Below are 23,453 nucleotides of genomic sequence, written 5' to 3'. Positions count from 1 at the left end.
AAACAAATGATAATACCTAAAATTTTATCTGATAATTGCCTTTGCGGCAAATGTAGTTTTTTATGATGCATTATTCTAGTCTCAAAAAACTGGCGGACGAATAATACAAATAATTTAAAAAATTTATTTGTACAAATTATAATTGTTTAGACATATTATTGTTTATAGTAATAAAATATATTCAAATTCACTATTATATTCCTTGTAATTCATCATTTTTTACAAAATAGTTACTATTAACTATAGTTTTTTTGCTATTTTATACTACAATTATATCATAAAAATTATACCTTTAACTACTAACTACATTTAGGAGCGTAAAATGAAAAGAGCATATATAAAGAATATAGCATATTATGTACCTGAAAGAATATTAGATAATAAATATTTTGAAAGTATATTAGACACCAATAATGAATGGATAATAACTCGTACTGGAATAGAAACAAGACATATGGCAAGAGCTGATGAAACTATATTTGAAATGGGCTTAAATGCAGTTAAAAACCTAGAAAAAAAAGGTGTAGATTTAAATGATGTAGATGCTATTTTAGTTCCTACTGTAACAAAAGATTATATATTTCCTTCTATGGCAGGTCAGCTTCAAAATGCTTTAGGGCTTAAACACTGTTTTGCTTTGGATTTATCGGCTGCATGTTCTGGGTATATATATTCATTAAACACAGCAGTTGCATTAATAGAAAGCGGTCAATGCAAAAATGTTCTTATAGTTTCTTCTGAAAAATTAACTAAAGATATTAATTGGAAAGACAGAGGTACTGCTATATTATTCGGTGATGCTGCTACTGCTTCATTAATAACAACAAGAGATGACGGAAGAGGTATTCTTGGAATGCATATGCAAAGCGAGCCTGATATGAGTATCGTATTAAATGGCGGAAGTGTATGTCCTATAAGAGAGGACGTAGATGCTCCAGAGTTTAAAATATATATGGCTGGTTCTGAAACTTTTAAAAGAGCTGTAACAGAGTTTTCTAATAGTATAGATAAAGTTTTGGCAAGTACTGGAAAACAATTATCTGATGTAAGTTTCTTTGTTCCTCATCAGGCAAATTTAAGAATTATGCAGGCTGTTGCCAAAAGAATAGGTCTTCCTATGGAGAAAGTAAGCGTTGTATTAAATAAATTTGGCAACTGTTCTTCTGCAAGTATAGGATTAGCTTTAACTGATGCTTTAGAAAATAATAAAATTAAAGACGGAGATTTAGTTCTTCTTACAGGATTCGGAGGCGGTTTTACTTGGGGATCTACTTTAATGATATGGTAATACATCTATATATTTTTGAATAAAATTATCGTTTGGATAGCTTTTTATGCTATCCTTTTTTATTGCATAAAATGATAATTAACAATTATTTTATTTTTGAAATTTTAAATATTTTCTGGGATTGGGAATTACTAAGTACACAGCGTACCGCTTTCACAGTTGTTTTATAACAGTCAAAGGAAACATCTGAAAATAATAAAAATATCAAAACTAATTTTTGACAAACTTAAAATTTTTAGTATTACTATATGCAAAATGAAAACTAGCATATTAGTGTATTATTAACAGTCATTATATATTAATAAGTTTTATACCATAATCTTTTGAGAGTTTATTATATTTCTCATCAGATATTTTTTTGTCGCCTATATCGCTGCAGCAGTTCATCATTATATTTACTTTTTCTAAAGCGTTTTTATTGTCTTTATAAATTTCTGTAAACTGTTTTACGCTTTCATATACGCAGTAATCTTTAGCCTCTCCGCATACATATATTTTATCTGACTTAATAATATCTTTTACCCAAGAATTATCATATTGTTTTGTGTACTTAGAAGATACTTCTGGTCTTATAACTCCGTACATTTCACTGAAAGAATCTGTGCCTTTAATAATTTTATTAATATTTGTTTTTTTATAACATTCAAAGAACATAAGCATATTATAAAGCTGTTTTTCTATAAGCCAGCCGTCTGATGCATATATACAATGATAAGACCATATCATCAAATTTTGTGATCCTTGTTCTTTTAACTTTCTTACATAATCTGTCTGTATATCTTTATTATAAGCCGGTATTATTTCATTATTTTCTATTTTTTCTAATGTTATTTCTGTAAAAGGTGAGACTGTATTTCCTGAAGCATCTTTCCACATAATAGGGTGAAATATAGAATCGTATCTATGAGTATCTAATGTAACATAAATACTAGAAATATTTTCTATATTATCATATATAAATCTTATTATTCTTTTTATATCTTCTAAAGCATTTTTTACAGGCAATGCTCCTTTATCTGGGTCTATAAAATCTCTCTGAGGGTCTATTATAAGTAAATTAATGTCTTCCTCTTTTTTTGTATTATTATCGATATTTTGTGCAGCACTATAAATATCATTATGACTTATAGGGTTAATTTCTTTTCCTATATAATCTTCATTTACTATTTTTTCAAAAGGTATTTTTACTGGCATAATAGAAATCCTTATTATTTATTTTGCATTATAATATATAAACTTTTATTTTAAAGCAAATGTTTTTTACAAAAATAAAAAGAGCCTTAATATTATTTAAGACTCTTTTTTATTTATTATATTATTATGCTAAAAATAAAATATAATTATTTTTGATACATAATATTGCCATTTTTATCTATAGATAGTATTACCATATTACTTAAAGTTACATCATATATTCCTATAGTATCTGCTGATATATCCAATATTTTTTCATTAGGATACATTCTTTTTACTGTATCAAAAACTACTTGAGGAACTTTGAAAGGAGTATAGAAGTTTTGAGCATTATTTTTTGTGGTATTATTTTGATTTTGATTATACTGATAAGTATTAGCGTCCTGTGCTTTTTTACTTAACTCTTCAGCTGCTTTTATTAACTCTTCTGCTGCCAATTGATAAGGGTTTTCTGATGTATTAGTTTGAGTGCTGTAATTATTTTGATAAGTGTCATTATATTGAGTATTATTATAATCGCTGTTATTGTTATATTGATTAGCATTTTGATAAGGATCGCTATATTCATTATACTGATAAGGGTCATTATAATATTGATTCTCATAATACGCATCTTGATAAGTATCGGCGTATCCATTATACTGATAAGGACCGCTATATTGATTATCATTGTACTGACCAGCATTTTGATTTGGGCTGTAATAAGGGCTGTTTGGATTTTTTGATTCTGACTCAAGCATTTTCATTAGCTCTTCATAAGGGTTTATATAAGGCTGTGTATTATTATAATTTTCTGAAGCATAATTCATAGCGTTCATAGCCTCATTATATGTATTTGCATTCATTTGAGTATTATTATATTTGCTTGCAAAAACTGGGCTGTAATAAATGCTGTTTGGATTGTTGGCTTCTCTTGTCAAAACTTTCATAAACTCTTCATAATAATTATATGTATTATTATTGTTATAAGTGCTTTGATTATTATTATAATAATTCTGATTATCATAATAATACTGACCAAAAACTATGCTTGAAGATATCATTAAAAAAGATACTGATTTAATAAATGTTTTTTTCATAAATATATCCTTTGTAAATATAGTGTAAATTTATTATTTACTATATTTACATTATAATATATTTATTGTTGTATGTCAATTTTTTTTACATATTTTTTAAATAAATTTACTAAAATTTCCTTTAACAACACTGCCTTCATTATAATCTGTTATTTCTATAGTTAGAGTGTCAGAATTAAATATAAAAATAAAATCTACTTTGTAGCCAAACAAGTTTTCAGAGGCTTTATATGTACTGTCATTTTCTTTTGTTAGAGAGTTTTAGATACATCATAAGTTTTTTCATATGTTTTACTATTGTTATAAATATTTCCTTTTATAGATCCGTCAGAATTAACTGTAAATACTCCTTCGCATTCTATAGCAGCTGAAGAAGTATTTACACTGGCATTTCCTTTATAAGTACCTGCATATTTGCTGTCAATACCATAGTTTTGTTTTGAGCATGATACAAAAGCAAAAATCATTATAGTAATTATAATAGTTTTTAATATTGTTTTCATTTTTTATCCTTATGTGGTTTAATACTATTAATATAATAAAAAAATGATATTTTTAAATATATTAATAGTTCATATCATAAAATAAAAAACTATTATAACTATTTATGATTTTTATAAATTATTCTCCATCATCTTCCAAATCTATAAATACAGTATAAAAAGCACATATATCGTTATTTTCATCATAAGCAAAATATGAAGGATAGTATCCGTCTCCATATCCGCTTGAAAATAATACTATATTTGAATCACTTTCTGGAACATTCCAGTTAAGCCAATCGCCGTACTCTGACTGATATTTTGGATTTTTTTTAGCATTATCTTCCAACAAATCAGAAAACAAATCATCATATCTATTATCAAAATCGCCGTTTTCTTCAAGTTCTTTTTCATACTCTAAATATTTTAATGCTGTTTCATAATCGCATACACAGCCCATACCAGCATCTACTGGATATCCGAAAAACTCTCCTTCTTCTATATCTGATAAATCTTCTTCTCCAGTTACAGCAAGCTCATAAGTTTTAGGATCATTATCAGAAAAAGAAATTTTAGCCATAGCAATTCTCTCTTCCTCTTCGATTATAAGAAGCGAAACTTTATATTTATCAGGTTTTACAGTTTGAATAAAAGGTTCTATATCATCATAAAGATAAGCCAAAGGATCGCATGCTATTATTTTACCGCTTGTAATATTAATTTCCCCAACTTCAAGTATATCCAATTTTGTATCTTTAAATTTTTTATCTCTGAAAGCAGTATCCAAATCAAAATTAGGCTTCAAAAGATGTTTAACTTTATCAAACTCTTCTTTAAAATTTTTATCCATATGTATCTCCTTAATATTTTTTATAATATGCCTATCTTAGTTATGTATGCTTTACATAGCATTACTTAAAATAATCTGGGGCTTAAAGTACAAGATATTAAAAACATATATAATTTATTAATTATAGTGTTCAGCTGTATAATAAAATTTATCTTCTCCTTCTAGTAGATGAGCGTCTGAATGTGCTTTTTTTTCTTGTAGAACTTCCAGAGTTTTGCTTGAACAATGTACGTCTTGTAGAACTATTATTATTTACTGTTGTTTTTTTAGATGAAGATGAATTAAATATACTTCTTCTGTTATTATTGTATGTAGTGCTTCTAGTATTATAATAATCTCTATCTACAGTGTTTCTTCTTCCATAATCATCATAATATACAGGTCTTCTATTGTCCATCAAATTCATAAGCATCATATATGTAAAGAAGCTGCTTCCAAATCCTCCGCTTTGTGCTATACGCTGAGCTTTTTCAGGCTGTATTTCTTCAATAAAATTTGTGTATTTAGTAAATGAGTTTGTAGGAAAAGGAATATTAAATTCATATTTTCCAGCATCAAACATCATAGGTCCTATCTGCGACATAGAGGTATTCACAATAACATCATCATCATTTAAAAACTGAGAAACTAAGAATATATTTTCAGATTGTCTTCCTGATTTTTTAGCTTCTACCACTACTTTTATATTATCATTTTCTTTGCTTGATGATACTATATTAAAATATGATTTTACTGGTCTGAAGCATGAAGTAAGCATAATTGATAAAGTGATTACAGATAATAATAAATAATTTTTTCTCATTATAGTTCCCCCAATATAAAAATTAATTAGTCCAAATCATCACAAGAAGTTTTTTTATGCTTATTTCAAGTTCCATAAAATACGATGATAATTTTTTACCCTCACTTTTTACTAATAATTTTTGATATAATATTTCATTAAGCAGATAAACCAAAAAATCCTCAATACTTGAATAAACATCTCCGGCACTTTCAGAACTATAAAATACAACTCCTTTAGAATTGTTTAATTCATCTGCTGCAGCATTTCTTACCCTTGATTTTTCATCATCATCTAAATCACTTATATGATTTTCAAGTTCTTCTCTGTTTCTTAAAAGCTCAAATTGAAAATCATCTTCATAAAGCGGCTTAAGTTCAGTTGTTTTTACCAGATCATAATATTTTTTTATTTCGTCCAATATCATATAAACCTCCAATTACATTTTTGGTATTATAGCTTTTATGTATAAATTGTCAATATTATAGGATGCAGGCATACTTTTATTATATGCAAAACTATTTTTAATATTTTTAATTATTGACTATGTCTCTTAATTCATTTAAGAATATATTGTTAATTTTATGAGCAGATACTGTAACTCTTAAAAAATCAGAGAGTATATTTTCTTTATCATAATTTTTTACAAATATATTTCTTTTTAGGAGTTCATTATATATATAATCAGCACTTTTATATATATGTTTTATCAAAAGAAAATTGGCTCTTGAAGGCACTACTATAAAACCTTCTTTACTTAAGAGAGTATCTAATCTATTTCTTTCTAATACTATATCAAAAATATTTTTATACGAAGTCTTTTCATCTTGCAAAGCTGCTGCAATTATGGTTTCAGATATTTTGTTTACTGCATATTTTTGTCTTAATTTTGAAATACTATCTATATTTGAAGGATTAGATAGTATAAAGTTCACATTAACTCCGGATATAGAATGCGAATGAGCAATGGATCTTATTATTATTAAGTTTTGATATTCATTAATAAGTTTAACAGCACTTTCTCCGGCAAAGTTTATGTATGATTCATCTATAACATATATTCCTTCATAATGTTTTAAGAACTCTTCAATTTCTTTTATATTTATAAACATTCCGGTTTCTGCATTAGGATTGCTTGCTATTATAATAGAGTTTCTGCTTCGCATATTTTTTTTAAGATTGATATTATAATCATCTTTGGCTTCTATTATATCAAAATGCATTTTATAATATTCTAATATTTTTGTATAAAGATCTCTGTACGGCTCTTCTAAATATATTTTGTATTTATCAAATGAGTTTATAATGCATGCAAAAGCCTCATACATGCCATTAACCGATATTATAGAGTTTGTTTCTATATTAAGATATTTAGCCATTTCATAATCTAATTTTGAAGGGCTGTACTCCGGAAAGAATCTCAGAGAATTAATATCAAACTTTTCAAGCTCTTTAATAATATTTTTTGAAGGCTTGTAAGGATTTTCATTTTTATCCAAAAAAATTTTTCTGTTCATAAAATTAATAAATAGCATAAAAAATAAATTTAATATTATTATAATTATCTTATTATTTTAAAATTAATTTACTATTTTTAGTTTTATGTTTAGTTAATTTAATATTTTTATTGGGTACCTTATTATGTTTAAATAATTGGTAAATCTTGCCGATAATTATTTTTAGCTGACAATATGTTTACTATGCTTATTCCAGTCAGCTATTTGTATATTATATCTTAAAATTAAGAGGCAGATTTCAATGTCAGTAAAACAGGTTTCCGATCAAGAAATATTATCAATGTATTTAAATTATGAAGCAGTAGAAAAAGGCTTATCATCAAATACTTTAGAATCTTACAAGAGAGATATTGTTATATATCTTGATTTTTTAACTAGAAACAAAAAAACAATTTTAAAAGCTACAAGAAAGGATATTGAGAAATTTTTAAGCGAACGTAAAGAACAAGGTTCAAAATCAAGGACAGTTGCAAGAAATAAAGTAAGTATAGTTAATCTCTATAAATTCTTAGTGATGGAAAATTATATCTCTAAGAATCCTACTGACAATTTGGAGGTAATACGTTTAAAAAGAGTTCTGCCGGAATCGCTTACTACTACGGAGGTAGATGATCTTTTATCAGTACATAATGAGAAAACTGATAAGGGGTTAAGAGATAAAGCTATATTTGAGCTTATGTATTCATCTGGATTAAGGGTAAGTGAAATTTGTTCTCTAAGAATAGATGATATATTTTTTGAAGGCAAGTATTTAAAGATACGCGGTAAGGGCAACAAGGAAAGAATAGTTCCTATTAATGACAGAGCATTAGACATACTGCAAAGATATATTCAAACCAGCAGAGTGATAATGGTAAAGGGCAAAAAGACAAGCGAATTATTCTTGAACTTCAGAGGAGATAAAATTTCAAGAGTAGGCATTTGGAAAATAGTAAAAGAAACAATGAAAAAAAGCAATATTACTAAAAACGTTTACCCTCATACATTAAGGCATAGTTTTGCCACACATCTTATACAGCATGGAGCAGATTTGAGAGCAGTTCAAAGAATGTTAGGCCATTCAGATATCACAACAACAGAAATATATACCCATGTTGATTCATCACATTTGAAAAAACAAATAGCCAAACACCCAAAGCATTCAAAACATGCTAGACAAAATACTAATATATAATAAAAAATATAAAAAATTGGAATGAAACACAGATGAAAAGAAGTATAATAGCCACTACAATATTACTGCTTATATCTATATCATTGGTAGCTTTAACTTTTGGTATAGGCGAGAGAATGACAATCGTTAGTAATCTTGAAGATACAAGCTATCTGTTTGATGAGACAGCAAAAAATCATAGAATAGATATGTATAATCCTGATTCCTTATCATTAGTAACTACTAAGCCTATATATGATTATGATTTATCGGTAGATTTGGAAGATATTTACACAGAAGAAGAGATAAGTGCTGATGCTGATATAGAGTATTTAAATCAAAATATGCTTTTAAGCGATGATGAATTGAGCAGCGAAATGCCTAATCCTAATGTACTTCCGGCCATGGTATTTAACGCTAACACTACAGATAAAATGGCGGATAAATTAAGCGAAGCAGTTGACTTGGCTATAAAAAATTCAAGAAGCCGTGAAGCTCCTAGAGTGGCTATAGATTTATCAAAAATATCCGTATTCAGATATGAACCAGTGGTAATAAATGCTTCTGTATATACTGAAGATGTTATAAAAAATTTAAGTATATATGTAAGATATAAAAAAGATAAAATAGTAAGAAAAAATGGAGATGAAAGATATCCTATAAACGTATTTAAAGTTCAGAACTCTCAGTATAAAGGCACATATCTTCATCCTTTCGGCGGAGTTTTAGGAGAATATCAGGCTATAGTCCTTGTTCAGACTAAAGACGGAGTTTTCGGATATACTAAAGACTTTACTGTAAAAGGAAGACAATCACCTCCTGCTAAAGAAACTAAAAAAATAGCTACATTGGAATATGCTATAGATTTAACTACTAAAAAAATCCCAAGTGTAGAGACAGGTGAGCCTACTACTTATGATGCTATATATGACTGGATTAGATATATGAAATGCGATATATTCTGGGCTATAGGCGGTCAGACTACTGGCTGGACAGCTGGAATTACACCAGAAGAACCTTGGGCTAAAGCTATGATTAAGAATATAGATAATTTGGCAGCAAGTAAGGCTAAAGGTGATATTGAGCTTGGTGCTTATGTTATGAGTTATTTTGCTGCAGGCGGCGGAGCTAGAAAAGGCGGATATGAGGTTTCTATAGGATATAATTCTGCTACTCAAAGCCTTGTTGAAAGCAGACATATATCATTAGCTGACCCTAAAAGAGTGCAGGACATTATAGATATATTAAAGAGATATGATTCTAATCCTAATATATCATATGTAGGTCTCGACTTTATACGTACAGGCGAAGTTGACGGATATGAAATGGTTGATGAGATGGTTGAGCTTACTGGAGTTTATGTGCCTGCAAGCTGGTCTACTATGAGTAAAGCTGCACGTATGCGTTGGCTCGCTGTAAACAGAGGCAGAAAAGAAATAGGTATGAAATGGAGATGGTTCAGAGCCCATAAAGAGTCTTTGATAATAAAAGCTATAAAAGATTCTGGAATAAAGAAAAAACTATGGGCATTTACTTTGGGTTGGAATCATGGTCAGGAGCATGGACAGGACCCTTATATGTTCTTTGATGCGGGTATAGATTATGATGCAGTTATGATATATGAGGCTAGCCGTCCTCAGCATGTGGGTATGCTTGCAGCTTGGCCGCAGTATTTATCAGGCGAGTATAATGTGTTAGTTGGTAATATGATAGACAACAGACTTCAGGATGGAAGTTTAAGACCAGAACTTGAATATATGAGAAGAGTATATGAATCAGAGGCTAAATTCAATAGAAGCAGCAGAATAAGAGGAATATTCTTCCATGACGTTTCAAGAATGTTATGGTCAAAGTTTAGAGGTTCTGGAAACAGTATAAGAGAATGGGCTAATATCAATGCTTCTATAGTTTCAAGAATAGAAGAAAAATATTCAGAAAACCCGTTTAATGTTACTGTAAAATTAGATGAAAGAAACAGAACGGGTGTGCTCACTATAGTTAATAGAACTTCTAAAAAACAAAGTGATGTAACTATAAAAACAGACTTGGCTCAGGCTTTATCTACTATAGTGCTTGATAGGGAAACTTTGGATATAGATGCTGGAGAGACTGTAGAGGTGGGATTTAGATATGCTTACGGCAGAAGCAGATATTCTTCGCTTATGGCATTTAGGGTTGCTTCTTCTTCAGGTGAGGAGAATGTAGCAGTTGCTTATACACTTCTTAATTCTTTGAGACCTAAGCCTAAACAAACAGAAGAAAGTGCTACTCTGGCTAAGAGTAATGATGATGATAAAAAAGATGAAGATGAAAAAGTGAAAGATAACTAAAAAATATTAAATAATATAAAAAATAAAAGGGAGTGCTTTCTTTAAAGTACTCCCTTTTATTTAAGCAAATTATTATTAATTAGTTTTTTTGATTTTATTATATACATAAACAATTATATTTGTAATTAATTTTTTTAATTAAAAATATTTGCGGCTAATTCTTTATTACGTCTGTCTGCCTGTGACCGAATGAAGTACCATTATGCATGGTGTGCAGCAAAAAAGTTGATAATTCCATATAAAGTGCATCCGTTGACAAAATAAAACAGTTCCAGTATATACTAAATTTATAATTTATTTTACATTTAAAACATGCTTCATTTGATAAGAATAATATTTTATATTGATTACGCAAAACTCAACTTATTTTTTTTATACAATGTCCCCATACAACTGAAGGAAATAGCACAAAGAAGCAGGCACAGCCCGTAGTCACTCATGTAAAACATTACTTTTATAATTTATAAATTATAAAAATTTTATATGTAATCTTTTAAAGTACTTTTGAAACAAGGTTAATATTAATTATTGCATTATGCTGTTTTTATAGTAAAATATTTTTCATTGTGAAGGATTTTTTATAATGAAAAAATTAATTATTTTGGAGATATTAAATGAATTTGTGGATTTTATCAGAAGAATACCCTAGACTACAAACTTTAAATACAATTATAAAAATGTTTTTAAAAGATAATAATTTTTCATCATTTATAGATAATATTAGGGTTATACCTATGCTTGAAAATAATTCATTTAATTTTACATATAAAGTTATAGGTATTAATTGCAATAAAATAAAAAATATATTTATAAAAATAGTTAAAGGTTCTTCAAGTTTTGCAGATTATTTAATATTTTATCAAAATGATGAACCTAAATATTCTGATAATCCTATATATGCAATAGAAGAAACAAAAACTGATGATAAAGAGAGCCGTAATACATCAATTTATCAGAGAGCAATAAAATTTATATTTATTGATACATACTATAAAAATGTAAAAAAGTAATGCTTCATCAGAGAAAAAATATTAGCAGTAAATTTACAGATACGTATATTTTTGGAGTTAAAATATTAAAGACTTTTAATGTATTTTTTATAGATGAAGAAACAAATAAAATTGAACCTTTTTATAATATTGATGATCTTATAACATTTAAAAATAATATGAAAAAACCGCCAAAAGGTAATACGCCTATAATAATTACCAAAGTAAATAATAATTTATTGGAAATATCTGGTATACTTAAAAAAGCTGATAGCTTATCACATGATCCAAATATAGGAGCATTCAAAAATAGATTCCAACTATAATAATTCCTGTTATAATAAAAAAATATTAGCACAAACAAAAACTATAGAAGTCTTAGTAACTAATTACAAAACAGATTTTTCTTGTATAGATATAAATACAGATGATAAAAATTTATTTTTTAATATGGAATATAATTTATGAGATTTATAGGAAACAAAGAAAATCTAGTAAAAAATATGTATTCAATACTAAGATCAAAAAATATATACGGTGAAATATTTTGTGACTTTTTTGCTGGAACGGCTAATGTTGGAAAATTTTTTAAGGGATTAAACTATAAGATATATTCATCAGATATATTATATTTTTCTTATTGTCTTCAATATGCTTACATAAAAAATAATACAATACCTAAATTTGATAAATTATTAGATTATTTGAATATAAAAAATAATTATCTATTTTCTGATTCAAATTTAGAATTAATTTTAGAATATTTAAATAATATTGATTCTTTTGAAGGTTTTATATATAATAATTATACTATTGGCGGAACTGAAAATAAAGAATATAGGAGAATGTATTTCTCAGATGAAAATGCTAAAAAAATTGATGCTATAAGAATTGAGATAGATAAATGGAAAAATTATAATTTAATTAATGATAATGAGTACTTTATTTTAATAGCTTCATTAATAGAAAGTGTTTCTTTTTTTTCAAATGTATCTGGAGTATACGCAGCTTTTCAAAAAAAATGGGATAAAAGAGCATTAAAACCTTTTATATTAAAGCCAATAAATTTAATAATTAATGAAAAAGAGAATGAAGTATTTTTTGGCAATAGTATAAATATAATAAAAAATATAAAGACAGATATATTATACTTAGATCCTCCATATAATGAGAGACAATATGCACCGAATTATCATATATTAGAAACAATAGCTAGATATGATAATCCTAAAATAAAAGGGGTATCTGGTATGAGAGATTATAGTAATCAGAAATCATCATTTTGTAATAAAAAAACAGCTTTGAATGATTTAGAATTTATTATTAATAATGCAAATTATAAATATTGTATACTAAGTTATAATAACGAAGGCATTATGGAAAAAGAAAATATTATATCAGTAATGTCTAAAGTTGGAAAAGTAGATTTAATAGAGTTTGATTATTTAAAATTTAAAAGCAATTCAAATAACAACAAAAAATTTATAAAAGAACAATTATATATATTATCAATTTAAAAAGAGAATAAAATAAAATGAAAAAAACAAACAAAAAAATAAATAAAGACAGCATGAAGAAAGATAATAACAATTTTGATGAATATTTTGAAGAGAGCGTAAAGGATAATGTAATATTCTTTCCAATAAGGCATCATTCTCCAGCATGCTCATATCATTTGAAAAATATTTTTGATAGTTTCAAACCAGACGCTGTACTAATAGAAGGACCAAGCGACTGTAATGATTTGATGAAATATATGACTGAAGAAGATACCAAAGCACCATTTTGTATTTATTCAAGCTATATTGATAAAGAAAATCAAAAATACAGATGCTATTATCCTTTTTTGGACTATTCTCCAGAGTTTACTGCTATAAGGGAGGCATTAAAAAATAATGTACACTGCAGCTTTATAGATATGCCGTATGCTTTTATGATTGAAAATTCTGTTCCTGAAAAAGAAAATTTAAAAGATGATGAAGAAATTAATAAAGAAAATGATACTGATATAAAAAGAAAAAAATTAATATCCGTTTATGATAATGATGATAATAGATTTAATGTTAATGCATATACAACAGAGCTTACAAGAAAGGCAGGGCTTAGAAGTTTTGCAGAACTTTGGGAGAGAGACTTTGAAATAAATGGCATACACAAAGAAAGTAAAGACTTTATAAGAAGTGTTTATGCTTTGGGATATTATATGCGTCTTATAGAAGATGAGGACTTTGAAACAAGAAACAGAGAATATGTAATGGCTAAAAATGTCAAAGATGCCTTGGGTAAATATAACAGAGTTTTGGTAGTTACTGGAAGTTTTCACACAAAAGGCATAATTGATAAATTAAAAGAAGATGAAAAAAATAATAAAAATTTGGATAAAGAATATAAACATTTAAATAAATATATAGTTTCAAATACAGCAAGCTATTTAATACCATATTCATTTGAAGATGCAGATTCCAGAAGAGGCTACAGGGCTGGTATAGAGTTTCCTGCATTTTATAATTTTGTATATAAAGAACTTGAAAATTATAGCCTGCAAAATAATAATAATATAGGAGATATATATTTAAATGTCGTAATGTCATTTATAATAAAAGCTTCCAATATAGACAGATACAATCATAATGTTACTATACCAGACTGTATTAATGCTTATTATATGGCGGTTAATCTAGCCAAATTAAGAGGAAAAGAATCTGCAGGTGTATATGAACTTATAGACGCTGCTAAAAGTGCATTTGTAAAAGGAGATATATCTTTAGAAAATACTAGTAATCTTGATTTAATGATGAAGCTTCTTTCTGGAATATCTAATGGGCAGGTATCTTCAAAGAGTATAGTGCCTCCTGTTATAATAGACTTCAGAAATAAATGCAGAGAATATAAAATAAAGATAGATAAAACTGAAGAGATAGAATCAACTCTTGATATTATAAAGGATAAAAAACATTTTGAAAAAAGTAAATTCTTTCATAAGATGCAGTTTTTAGATGTAGGTTTCTGCAAATTAATGAGAGGTCCGGACTATGTTAATAAAGTCAATAAAAACTTAGCACGTGAAATTTGGAAATATGAATATAAACCTATAGTAGAATCTTCTTTAATAGATAAATCAGTATACGGTGTTACGATAGAAGAATTAGCTTCAAATCTAATAACAGAAAGACTTGACTCTAATATAGATGCTAGAGAAGTGTCAAAACTTTTAATAGAAGCTGATGTTATGGGAATATACAATTTCTTTACAGACAATTATCAAAAAATAGAAGAAGCTGTATTAAGAGATAATAATTTTATAAATTTATGCGAATGTTTAAATAATTTATCATACTTAGTAAACATGGAAGCTATTAATGATAATATATCAAAGGAAAGAGAATCATTATTTGATAATTATGATATAATACCAATAATAGAGGATTTGGCAAAACAGGTATTCGTACTTGCTGTTTCCAATATGGACGATATAAAAAAATTAAATGAAGAAGAAGCTTTAAAATGCTCTCATTATATAAAAAATCTATATTCATTTATTTTAGAAAACACCTATTGGTGCGATATAGATTTATTTAATGATAAAATAGATTCTATGCTTGATAATACATTTGGAAGCTCACATATATATGCAGTATGTTTGGGCATAAAATATAAATCCGGAAGACTTGAAGCATATGAGTTTTCAAATATAGTATCTAACTTTTTAGAATCTTGCGAAAGCGAAGCAGCAGTTTATTTTTTAAATGGTATACTGCTTGCAGCAAGAGATATTTTATTTATTAATGACAGTATTATAAAAAGTATAGACAATACTATAAAAAATATCGATGAAGAGAAGTTTATTGAAATACTTCCTAATTTCAGATATGCATTCACCAATTTAAGCCCAACAGAAATAGAACGTGTTTCAGATATTATTGCCGTTATGTATGGAGTAAAAAAAGAAGAAGTATTAATTGATATTAATATAGATATATCAGAAATACAAAAGGCTATTAATATAGATAATAAAGTTTATAATTTATTAAAAGAGACTTTATTATAAAAAATAAAATAATAAACAATATTTTATTTTATAAATGAACTTCCGAAAATTATAAAATTAGTTATAATAACAACGTATAAAAAATATTGATGGAAAAAATATGGTAAAAAGATTAACACTTGAAAATGGAATTAGAGTTGTGCTTGAAAAAATGCCTATACTTGATACTGTGTCAATAGGCTTCACATTTTTAACAGGCAGTGCCAATGAAAAAAAAGATGAAAACGGATATACTCACTTTATAGAACATATGCTTTTTAAAGGTACTGACACTATGACTTCTAAAGATATTATAAGAGGTATAGAAGGAGTGGGCGGTATATTTAATGCATTTACTTCCAGACATCTCACTTCTTTCTACATCAATATAATATCTAAATACTTCAGCAGAGCAGTTGATACTTTAGAAAATGTTATACTTAATTCGGCATTCAGAGAAGATGATATTAACAGAGAAAAAAAAGTAGTGATAGAAGAATTAAAAATGTCCAATGATACTCCAGAGGAAATATCTGCCAATCAATTTTTTGCAGCCGCTTATAAAGGTACTTCTATGAGTTTTCCTATAGGAGGAACTATAAATAATATAAAAAATATAAACAGAGATAAAATATATTCATACTTTAAAGAACATTTTCATTCTAATAATTTAATTGTTTCTATAGCGGGAAATTTTGATATTGATTATGTTATAGATAGGCTTTCAAAAATAAAACTTCAAAAGAAAAATAAAACAGAAAATGAAGAGCTTCCATTTTACTATAAAACTATCACAAAAGAAAAACAAGAGCTTCATCAAGTATATTTCTCGCTTATCACTCCTTCATATAGTGCTGTAGACAATAAAGAAAGATATGCCATGAATATAGTCAATGATATATTTGGAGGAAGTTCTTATTCTAGGCTCTTTCAGGCTATAAGAGAAAATAAAGGTCTTTGTTATAATATATACAGCTATAATTCAAGTTTTATAAACGGCGGAACTTTTGAGATACATGGCTCTACCAGTTTGGACAGATATCAGGAAACTATAGAAAGCATATATTATGAAATAGAAAAACTTATAAGTGAAAGAATATCCGAAGAAGAACTTGAAGAAGCTAAAGAAAGTTATAAAAGTTCTATGGCATTTAGTAAACTTAATGCTGAGTTTATCATGAACAAAAATACAAGACATGAACTCTATTTATCCAAATATGTTTCATTTAAAGAACTCTACAGTATGATAGATAAAGTTAACTTAAAAATAGTTAATGAAGTTATAGATGAAAAACTTTCAAATAAAAAATTCTTCCTCACCGCTGTAGGAGCTAAAGGAACTAAAGATATAAGCGATGCATTAAGTAAAAAATTAAAACTCAATTAATTTTTTACTATTTGCTTTATATTTTCTATAAATGTACTCATCTCTTCATCAGTACCTATTGTTACTCTTATATAATTATTTATAATATCAGATTTAAAATATCTTACCAATATTCCACTATCTTTTAATTTTAAATAAATATCTTCAGCAAATACATTTTTATGAGATACAAATAAAAAATTTGACCTTGAATCAAGTACATTAAAACCCAAAAGTTTAAGCTCTTTTTTTGTATTTTCTCTTGTTTTAATAATTTTTGAAACAGTATCTTTAAAATATTTTTCATCTTTTATAGCTTCTATACCTGCCAGTATTGAAAGCCTGTTTATGGTATAAGAATTAAAAGAATACTTTATATTTTTAAGCCCTTGAATAAGATTTTCATTACCGAAAGCAAATCCTAAACGCATACCTGCCAAACATCTCGATTTTGAAAAAGTTTGTATTACAAGCAGATTATCGTATTTATCTATTAATGATGATGCACTCTCATCAAAAGCAAAATCAATATAAGCCTCATCTATTATTACAATATTATCTTTGTTGCTTTTTACAATCTCTTCTATTTGAGGAAGTGTTAAATATATTCCAGTAGGAGCATTAGGATTGGCTATAAATATTCCGGAATCTAAATTTTTATAATCATTAATATCTATAGTAAAATCATCTTTAAGAGGTATTTTTTTTTCTTCTAAATCAAAAAGACTTGAATATACAGAATAAAAACTATATGTAATATTAGGATAATAAATTTTATCTCCTTTATCAAAGAAAGCTATAAATGAAAAAGCAAGTATCTCATCAGAGCCGTTTCCTATAAATATATTATTTTCTTTTGTGTTATATCTCTTTGCTATCTCTTTTTTTAGTTCATATACATTAGGGTCTGGATAAAGTCTTAAATCATCAAAATTACTCTCAGATATAGCTTTTTTAACAAGAGGAGAAGGAGGATATGGAGATTCATTTGTATTTAATTTTATATATTTTTTATCTCTAGGCTGTTCTCCCGGAGTATAAGGTTCTATGGAATTAGCCTTGCTGCTTAAAAATTTATTCATAAATTAAATCCTTTCATTCTAATGACAGTATTATTATATATGATATTCTATTATATAACAATAATATTTTATTATTATTTTTTTAGTATTAAATTTTTTTAATAAAAAAGGACAGAAACATTTTCTGCCCTTTTATGATTTTTATTAAATAAAATTTTTAATTACCATTTAAGTACAAACTCAGTATAAATCTCACCATCTTTAATAGATTTAGTTATCTCCATAGAGGATCTTATATGAGTAATAGACTCAAGTAAAAGCGTAGCCCAAGAAAGTACAGCAAGCTCAATAACTTCGGGGTCATCATTAAAATTAGTAAGATGTACTACAAGAAGTTTTCTTCTAGCTTTAATAATCTCTATCTGTGCTGGGTCAAACAAATCAGGGAATATATGTTCAGCTGCATATGATAAAGCTATATGTTTAGGTATAAAGAACAACAGCGGTCTTATATGTTTAGGTATAATCTGATTAAAGTGATATTCAGAAATCTCTTTAATACCAGTATTAGCTCCGGAATAGAAGAGATCGCATACCAATTTATAAGGCTTATGGAAAGAAGTAATATACGGATACCATTCTTTGCTTGATATATCATTTTTAAATATTAAAGAGGAGGAAGGCTCCATAGCAGTTACCCATTTTTGATATCCCTCTTCTCCGAATTTTGTTTTAACAAATTCTTTTAATATTATCAGAGTAATACCTCTAACTCTTTGAGTAGTAGTATCCTTTTTAGATTTAATATCTTTAATTTTATATTTAGATATTTCACCTTCAAGTTCTGATAAAAGCCTGTTATTATCAGATGCGAATTTATTCATAGTGTTTGCAGAAGCTGAAAGATTATTTGAACTCTCAGAAATACTTTCAACACTGCTATGAATAGAATCTGATATATTTTTTAATTTATTCATAGTTTTTGAAGTGGCAAGAGAAATATTATTAAGCGATTCAAGATTAGTTTTTATTGTACTTAATTTATCTGCCATATCAATATACTGCGTTTTAATATGTTCGCTAGACTCTGATATTTTAGTTATGGAAGTTACTATTTCATTAATAGCTTTTAACTGTTCAACTGAAGATGTATGAACAGTGCCCATTATCTCCGTAACTTCCTGTACATCTCTGGTAAGAACATCAAACTGTTCTGTAGATTCTGTTAAATCATTAGTAGTTATTATTATTTTGTCTTCTATGTTTTGAAGTACTTTATTAGCATTATCCGCCTGCTCATTTGATACTTCTGACAATTTACGTATCTCTTCAGCTACAACGGCAAAACCAGAACTATATTTACCAGCATGTGCAGCTTCAATAGCGGCATTCATAGCCAAAAGGTTAGTTTGATGAGCTATGTTTCTGATAGAACTTACGAAATTAGAAATAAATCCTAAAGCATTTCTTAAATCTCCAGTAGCCATAGATGTAGCCTGCATTTTCTCTTTACTTTTTATTGAAGCAATAGACAAATCTTTAGCTTTATTTGTAGCTTTGGAAATAATATTATCTATACTCTCTATAGTTTTACTCATTTCCTCTACTGCTGCAGCTATTTGCTCTATATTTTCACCTTCTTCAATAATCTTGCTTTGAAGTTCTCTGGTGTCTTTTTCTATTAAATCAATGCTGCTGGTATTAGCAGATATATATTCCTGCATATTTTGGTTGCTGTTTTCTACAATCTCTACCTGACTTAATTCATCATTAACATTATTTTTAATTGTTTCTATATTACTATTAATACCATATATTATTGATAAGTTATCAGTAATTTTTTCAGATAATGTATCACTTTGTTTTTTGGAGGTAAGAATAGTCTTTTTTACGCTGGAAAGCACAGATTGAAGAGAGCTATTCAAAAGAACCACCCATTTTGTCATCTCTCCTATTTCATCGCCGCCTGATATTTTAGGAATACTTACTGTTAAATCCTTATTGTCTACAGAATTACCTATAGCATCTGATATTTTAGTAATAGAACTAAATAATACCTTAATAAAGAATATTATAGCTACTATTGCCATTAAGAATGCTATGATAATAGTATAAAATATAGAATTATTCATATCTTTAATCTGCAAAGTATAATATGAATTAGGTATAAGCATTACTATATTCAAAAGCCCTGCTATACTTGTAACATATGATTTATAAGGCTTCCCTTCTATTTCTATATCATCTATTATAACATCTCCTGAAGCCAAATTAGAATTAAATATTTCGTAATAAGACGGATATAATATATCTACACGGGCATTAATTAAATCATTATTTTTAGAATTAACAATACTGGAATTTTTTTTATCTATTACAATTATATCAGCACCTTCTATATCTAAAATATCCTTAATATTCTGTACTGAATAATTAAATAGCACCCCCACATTTGCCAAACCAACAACTCTGTTATTATCTAAATCTGATATAGTAGAAGCCATATTTAATGTTATACCAACTCCAGTACTTTCTTTAACCATATAGGGGCTTAATATCTGCCTGTATAATAATCCTCTGTCGGAAGAGCCGTAAACATTAGTAAGATTAACCCACATAGCTGTATTTGTAATATCTATTTTTGAAAATCTATTATCAATAGTAGAATATCTGTAAATAGTAAAAGGATCATTTCCATTACCTATATCTGCTGGGTGAAATAAAATACTAATTATCCTATTAAAATAGAGCTGAGATTCATTTACTGAAGCTGATAAAAAATTCTGAAAATAATTATCTCTAGTTTTTAAATCATAATCTTTTATATTATTATATCCTATAGAAAGAGTAGCCGCAATTTTGGCTGCTTCTTCTCTTGAAGACATGATATTATATTCAAATTCTTTTCCTATTAATCTAAATCTATTCTCTAGGCTTCTTTCAGTAATAGCAGAAAAAGTTTCTGTATTTAAAGTATTACTCAAAAAGTTAGTGCTTAATGCTACTAAAGCCATAACTCCAACTATTATTAAAATTATACGAATCTTTATACCCATTGAAAAATGCTCCTGTGCAGTTAATATCGGAATTAGCATTATATTTTTTAAAGAATTATTACTTATAATATATATTTAAAACAAATAACTGTAAAGTAATATTATAAAAAAAGTGTAGTAATTTTTATATAATATTTAGTATTTTTTATATAAACAAATGTATAAAAAGAACAGTATATTTATATATTTGTTTTATTAAAAAAAAGGCGATACCTACAACAGGCACCGCCTTTAATAATTTTATATATTACTTACACACCCATTCTATTTATAACAACATCAAGCAGCTGATCCATTATACTAACTACTCTAGCAGAAGCATTATAACCATGCTGATACATAGCCATTTGAGCAACCTCTTCATCTAAGTTAACACCAGACACTGACTGTCTTAATCTTTCAAGATATTCCATAACAACAGTTTGCTTTTCTGTTTCGGCATTAGCGGTCTCTGTTCTTGAGGCAATTCTCGCAATACTTCCAGTATAAAAATCGTTAAATGTAGATTTGCTTTCAACCATTATCTCTTTATTTTTCAAATTAGCAATAGCTAAAGCATTAGCTCCATCGCCCAAACCATTCCATTTATCATTAAATCCGTTTCCTGTTGTATCTATACCTTTAGAAGCTGCAATATAGTTTACATCATTTCTTATAATATCATTAACAGCAATCGCTGAAGCTGGATGTCTGTATGGAGTAGTAGTAAAGTTTCTAAAGTCTCCTGCTAATTGATTTACCTGATCCGTAGCCTGCCAATTATATGCTCCATTAGCTCCCGACTGATTTAATACCCCTGTTATACCAACTAGAAAATCACCTGAATCTTCTATATGCTTAATGAAATATGAAGGTCTCATATAATCATCAAAAGCTCTGGCTTTAAGTACAAGTTTGTTATTATCATCTAAATAAGCAGATACATTAGCCTCGCTTGAATTAATTTTATCTATTAAATCGCCTACTTTCATTTGGGCTGTATAATCTATTGCAACATCAGCACCTTCTCTTGATTTATTACCAAAGATTAAAGTTCCGCTGCTTCCTATACTGTCTGTAGGATCTATAGAATTTATACCGCTTACTTTAAACATTATAGTAGAATCTTCCTGTCCGTCATTATTGCTGTCAAAATTACCTATAACTGAAGGAGCAGCTTTTGTCATAGTAAAGAAATCAATACCTGTTTCCTGATTAAGTCCGAAACCGCTTCTGTGAACTTCGTTTACACTGTCAGCCAAATTCATAGCAAATGTATCTATATCATTAATAGCATCAACTGTATCCACATCTCTTAATTCTAATAAAGCCTTTAATTCTCCGCCTTCAAACTGCACCTGAACATGATCTTTCTTCCAATATATATCATACATTCCTTCATTATTGATATTTTTTTCAGCACTTAATTCGCTTACAACATTTCCCTGAATTAAAGCTCTGCCTCCTATATAAACAATAGTTTCATCAGGATCCATAGATTTTATATCAACATTAGCAAGAGAAGAAAGTTCATCTATAAGCAAGTCTCTTCTGTCAAGCAAATCATTAGGGCTTTGTCCTAGTGCCTGCTGTTTTACTATTTCAACATTCAAATCTTTAATGGAATTAGATATATCGTTTATTCTATTAATTTTGCTTTCAACAAGATTATTCAAATTATTACGCATACCGTTCATTTGATTAAACATCTGATTAATAGAATTATTTACCCTGTCGGCTCTCTCTACTAAAACCATTCTTGTTCCTCTTTCTGAAGGGTTAGCAGCCATTTCCTGCCAAGAATCCCAAAAAGCATCTAAATCGCTTCTTAAATTAGCATTGCCCGGTTCATTATATATAGCCTCTAACTGCTTTAAATAATCAGACTTTGTTTTCCAATATCCGTCTGTACCAAGCTCCATCATTATTTTTGAATCTATAAACTGATCTCTTATTCTCTCTACTGTAGTGATTTCAGCACCCTGACCTATTTGACCAGCACGCTCTGCTCTATTAAGGCTAGGAGCTTCTAAAGGCTTATCAAAAGTACGCATTACAACTCTCTGTCTGCTGTAGCCTTTAGTTGCAACATTATTTATATTATGACCTGTAACTTCTAATGCTGTTTTGAAGTTCTGAAGTGATCTTTTACCTAATTCTATACCAAAAAATGAGCTTGTTGACATTATTATGCTCCTTAATAAATATTGTTTGCTTCTAATTAATTACTAGAATTATCGTATTTATAAAAAAATTTATTACATTTTTTTTATTATTATTGTAGCAAAAGGTAACATAATCAAATAAAAATAAAGGCTTTAGAACTGAATATATAAATAC

At 27.6% G+C, this 23,453-nt stretch carries 18 protein-coding genes; 8 read left to right on the top strand and 10 right to left on the bottom strand.

The window, feature by feature from the left end; all coding sequences use genetic code 11:
* The first annotated feature begins 322 nt into the window (after nucleotides 1–322).
* The gene (locus tag BMUR_RS08180) at nucleotides 323–1,288 is read left to right on the top strand and encodes a beta-ketoacyl-ACP synthase III (RefSeq protein WP_013114131.1); all 966 of its coding nucleotides are present in this window, start codon (nucleotides 323–325) and stop codon (nucleotides 1,286–1,288) included.
* A 291-nt stretch (nucleotides 1,289–1,579) separates the two neighbouring features.
* Here the strand turns inward: BMUR_RS08180 and BMUR_RS08175 are convergent, their stop codons facing one another.
* From BMUR_RS08175 to BMUR_RS08145, 7 genes are all read right to left on the bottom strand, one after another.
* Complete coding sequence (locus BMUR_RS08175) at nucleotides 1,580–2,482, bottom strand: cysteine hydrolase family protein (RefSeq protein WP_013114130.1); 903 nt, start codon at nucleotides 2,480–2,482, stop codon at nucleotides 1,580–1,582.
* 146 nt (nucleotides 2,483–2,628) lie between these two features.
* The gene (locus BMUR_RS08170) at nucleotides 2,629–3,561 is read right to left on the bottom strand and encodes a hypothetical protein (RefSeq protein WP_013114129.1); all 933 of its coding nucleotides are present in this window, start codon (nucleotides 3,559–3,561) and stop codon (nucleotides 2,629–2,631) included.
* A 251-nt stretch (nucleotides 3,562–3,812) separates the two neighbouring features.
* Nucleotides 3,813–4,064, bottom strand: coding sequence for a hypothetical protein (locus BMUR_RS08165; protein WP_013114128.1), 252 nt, complete (start codon nucleotides 4,062–4,064; stop codon nucleotides 3,813–3,815).
* A 118-nt stretch (nucleotides 4,065–4,182) separates the two neighbouring features.
* Nucleotides 4,183–4,893 carry a DUF4241 domain-containing protein gene (locus BMUR_RS08160; RefSeq protein ID WP_013114127.1) on the bottom strand — a complete coding sequence of 237 codons (711 nt, stop codon included), beginning with the start codon at nucleotides 4,891–4,893 and terminating at the stop codon, nucleotides 4,183–4,185.
* 148 nt (nucleotides 4,894–5,041) lie between these two features.
* Nucleotides 5,042–5,695 (bottom strand): hypothetical protein, encoded by a 654-nt coding sequence (locus tag BMUR_RS08155; RefSeq protein WP_013114126.1) that lies wholly within the window; start codon nucleotides 5,693–5,695, stop codon nucleotides 5,042–5,044.
* A 22-nt stretch (nucleotides 5,696–5,717) separates the two neighbouring features.
* Nucleotides 5,718–6,101: a hypothetical protein gene (locus tag BMUR_RS08150; protein ID WP_013114125.1), complete on the bottom strand. Its 384-nt coding sequence runs from the start codon at nucleotides 6,099–6,101 to the stop codon at nucleotides 5,718–5,720.
* A 106-nt stretch (nucleotides 6,102–6,207) separates the two neighbouring features.
* Nucleotides 6,208–7,191: an aminotransferase class I/II-fold pyridoxal phosphate-dependent enzyme gene (locus BMUR_RS08145; protein WP_041750100.1), complete on the bottom strand. Its 984-nt coding sequence runs from the start codon at nucleotides 7,189–7,191 to the stop codon at nucleotides 6,208–6,210.
* 241 nt (nucleotides 7,192–7,432) lie between these two features.
* On the opposite strand from BMUR_RS08145, the gene xerD reads away from it, so the two are divergent.
* The 7 genes from xerD (at nucleotide 7,433) to BMUR_RS08115 (ending at nucleotide 17,077) form a co-directional block, all read left to right on the top strand.
* A complete protein-coding gene (gene xerD, locus BMUR_RS08140) occupies nucleotides 7,433–8,365 on the top strand; it encodes a site-specific tyrosine recombinase XerD (protein WP_013114123.1) in 933 nt (310 codons plus the stop codon).
* A gap of 32 nt (nucleotides 8,366–8,397) precedes the next feature.
* Nucleotides 8,398–10,674 (top strand): hypothetical protein, encoded by a 2,277-nt coding sequence (locus BMUR_RS08135; RefSeq protein ID WP_013114122.1) that lies wholly within the window; start codon nucleotides 8,398–8,400, stop codon nucleotides 10,672–10,674.
* Between the two features lie 614 nt (nucleotides 10,675–11,288).
* Nucleotides 11,289–11,684, top strand: coding sequence for a hypothetical protein (locus tag BMUR_RS14340; RefSeq protein ID WP_013114121.1), 396 nt, complete (start codon nucleotides 11,289–11,291; stop codon nucleotides 11,682–11,684).
* Nucleotides 11,684–11,989, top strand: coding sequence for a hypothetical protein (locus tag BMUR_RS14335; RefSeq protein WP_013114120.1), 306 nt, complete (start codon nucleotides 11,684–11,686; stop codon nucleotides 11,987–11,989). The genes BMUR_RS14340 and BMUR_RS14335 overlap by 1 nt, the downstream gene beginning before the upstream one ends.
* Nucleotides 11,990–12,127: 138 nt before the next feature.
* Nucleotides 12,128–13,180: a DNA adenine methylase gene (locus BMUR_RS08125; protein WP_013114119.1), complete on the top strand. Its 1,053-nt coding sequence runs from the start codon at nucleotides 12,128–12,130 to the stop codon at nucleotides 13,178–13,180.
* Between the two features lie 17 nt (nucleotides 13,181–13,197).
* A complete protein-coding gene (locus BMUR_RS08120) occupies nucleotides 13,198–15,711 on the top strand; it encodes a DUF5682 family protein (protein WP_013114118.1) in 2,514 nt (837 codons plus the stop codon).
* Between the two features lie 100 nt (nucleotides 15,712–15,811).
* Entirely contained in the window at nucleotides 15,812–17,077 is a 1,266-nt protein-coding gene (locus BMUR_RS08115; protein ID WP_013114117.1) for a M16 family metallopeptidase, read from the top strand.
* Here the strand turns inward: BMUR_RS08115 and hisC are convergent.
* From hisC to flgK, 3 genes are all read right to left on the bottom strand, one after another.
* The gene (gene hisC / locus BMUR_RS08110; protein WP_013114116.1) at nucleotides 17,074–18,138 is read right to left on the bottom strand and encodes a histidinol-phosphate transaminase; all 1,065 of its coding nucleotides are present in this window, start codon (nucleotides 18,136–18,138) and stop codon (nucleotides 17,074–17,076) included. The two genes, BMUR_RS08115 and hisC, sit on opposite strands and share 4 nt — an antisense overlap.
* A 161-nt stretch (nucleotides 18,139–18,299) precedes the next feature.
* Complete coding sequence (locus BMUR_RS08105; RefSeq protein WP_013114115.1) at nucleotides 18,300–21,134, bottom strand: methyl-accepting chemotaxis protein; 2,835 nt, start codon at nucleotides 21,132–21,134, stop codon at nucleotides 18,300–18,302.
* 251 nt (nucleotides 21,135–21,385) lie between these two features.
* Nucleotides 21,386–23,299, bottom strand: a complete 1,914-nt coding sequence (gene flgK / locus BMUR_RS08100) for a flagellar hook-associated protein FlgK (RefSeq protein ID WP_013114114.1) — start codon at nucleotides 23,297–23,299, stop codon at nucleotides 21,386–21,388.
* Between the last annotated feature and the right edge of the window lie 154 nt (nucleotides 23,300–23,453).

Source organism: Brachyspira murdochii DSM 12563 (genome assembly GCF_000092845.1).
Lineage (GTDB): Bacteria > Spirochaetota > Brachyspiria > Brachyspirales > Brachyspiraceae > Brachyspira > Brachyspira murdochii.
Note: the sequence above shows the minus strand (reverse complement) of the source record. Positions and strands in the feature narration are given on the sequence as shown.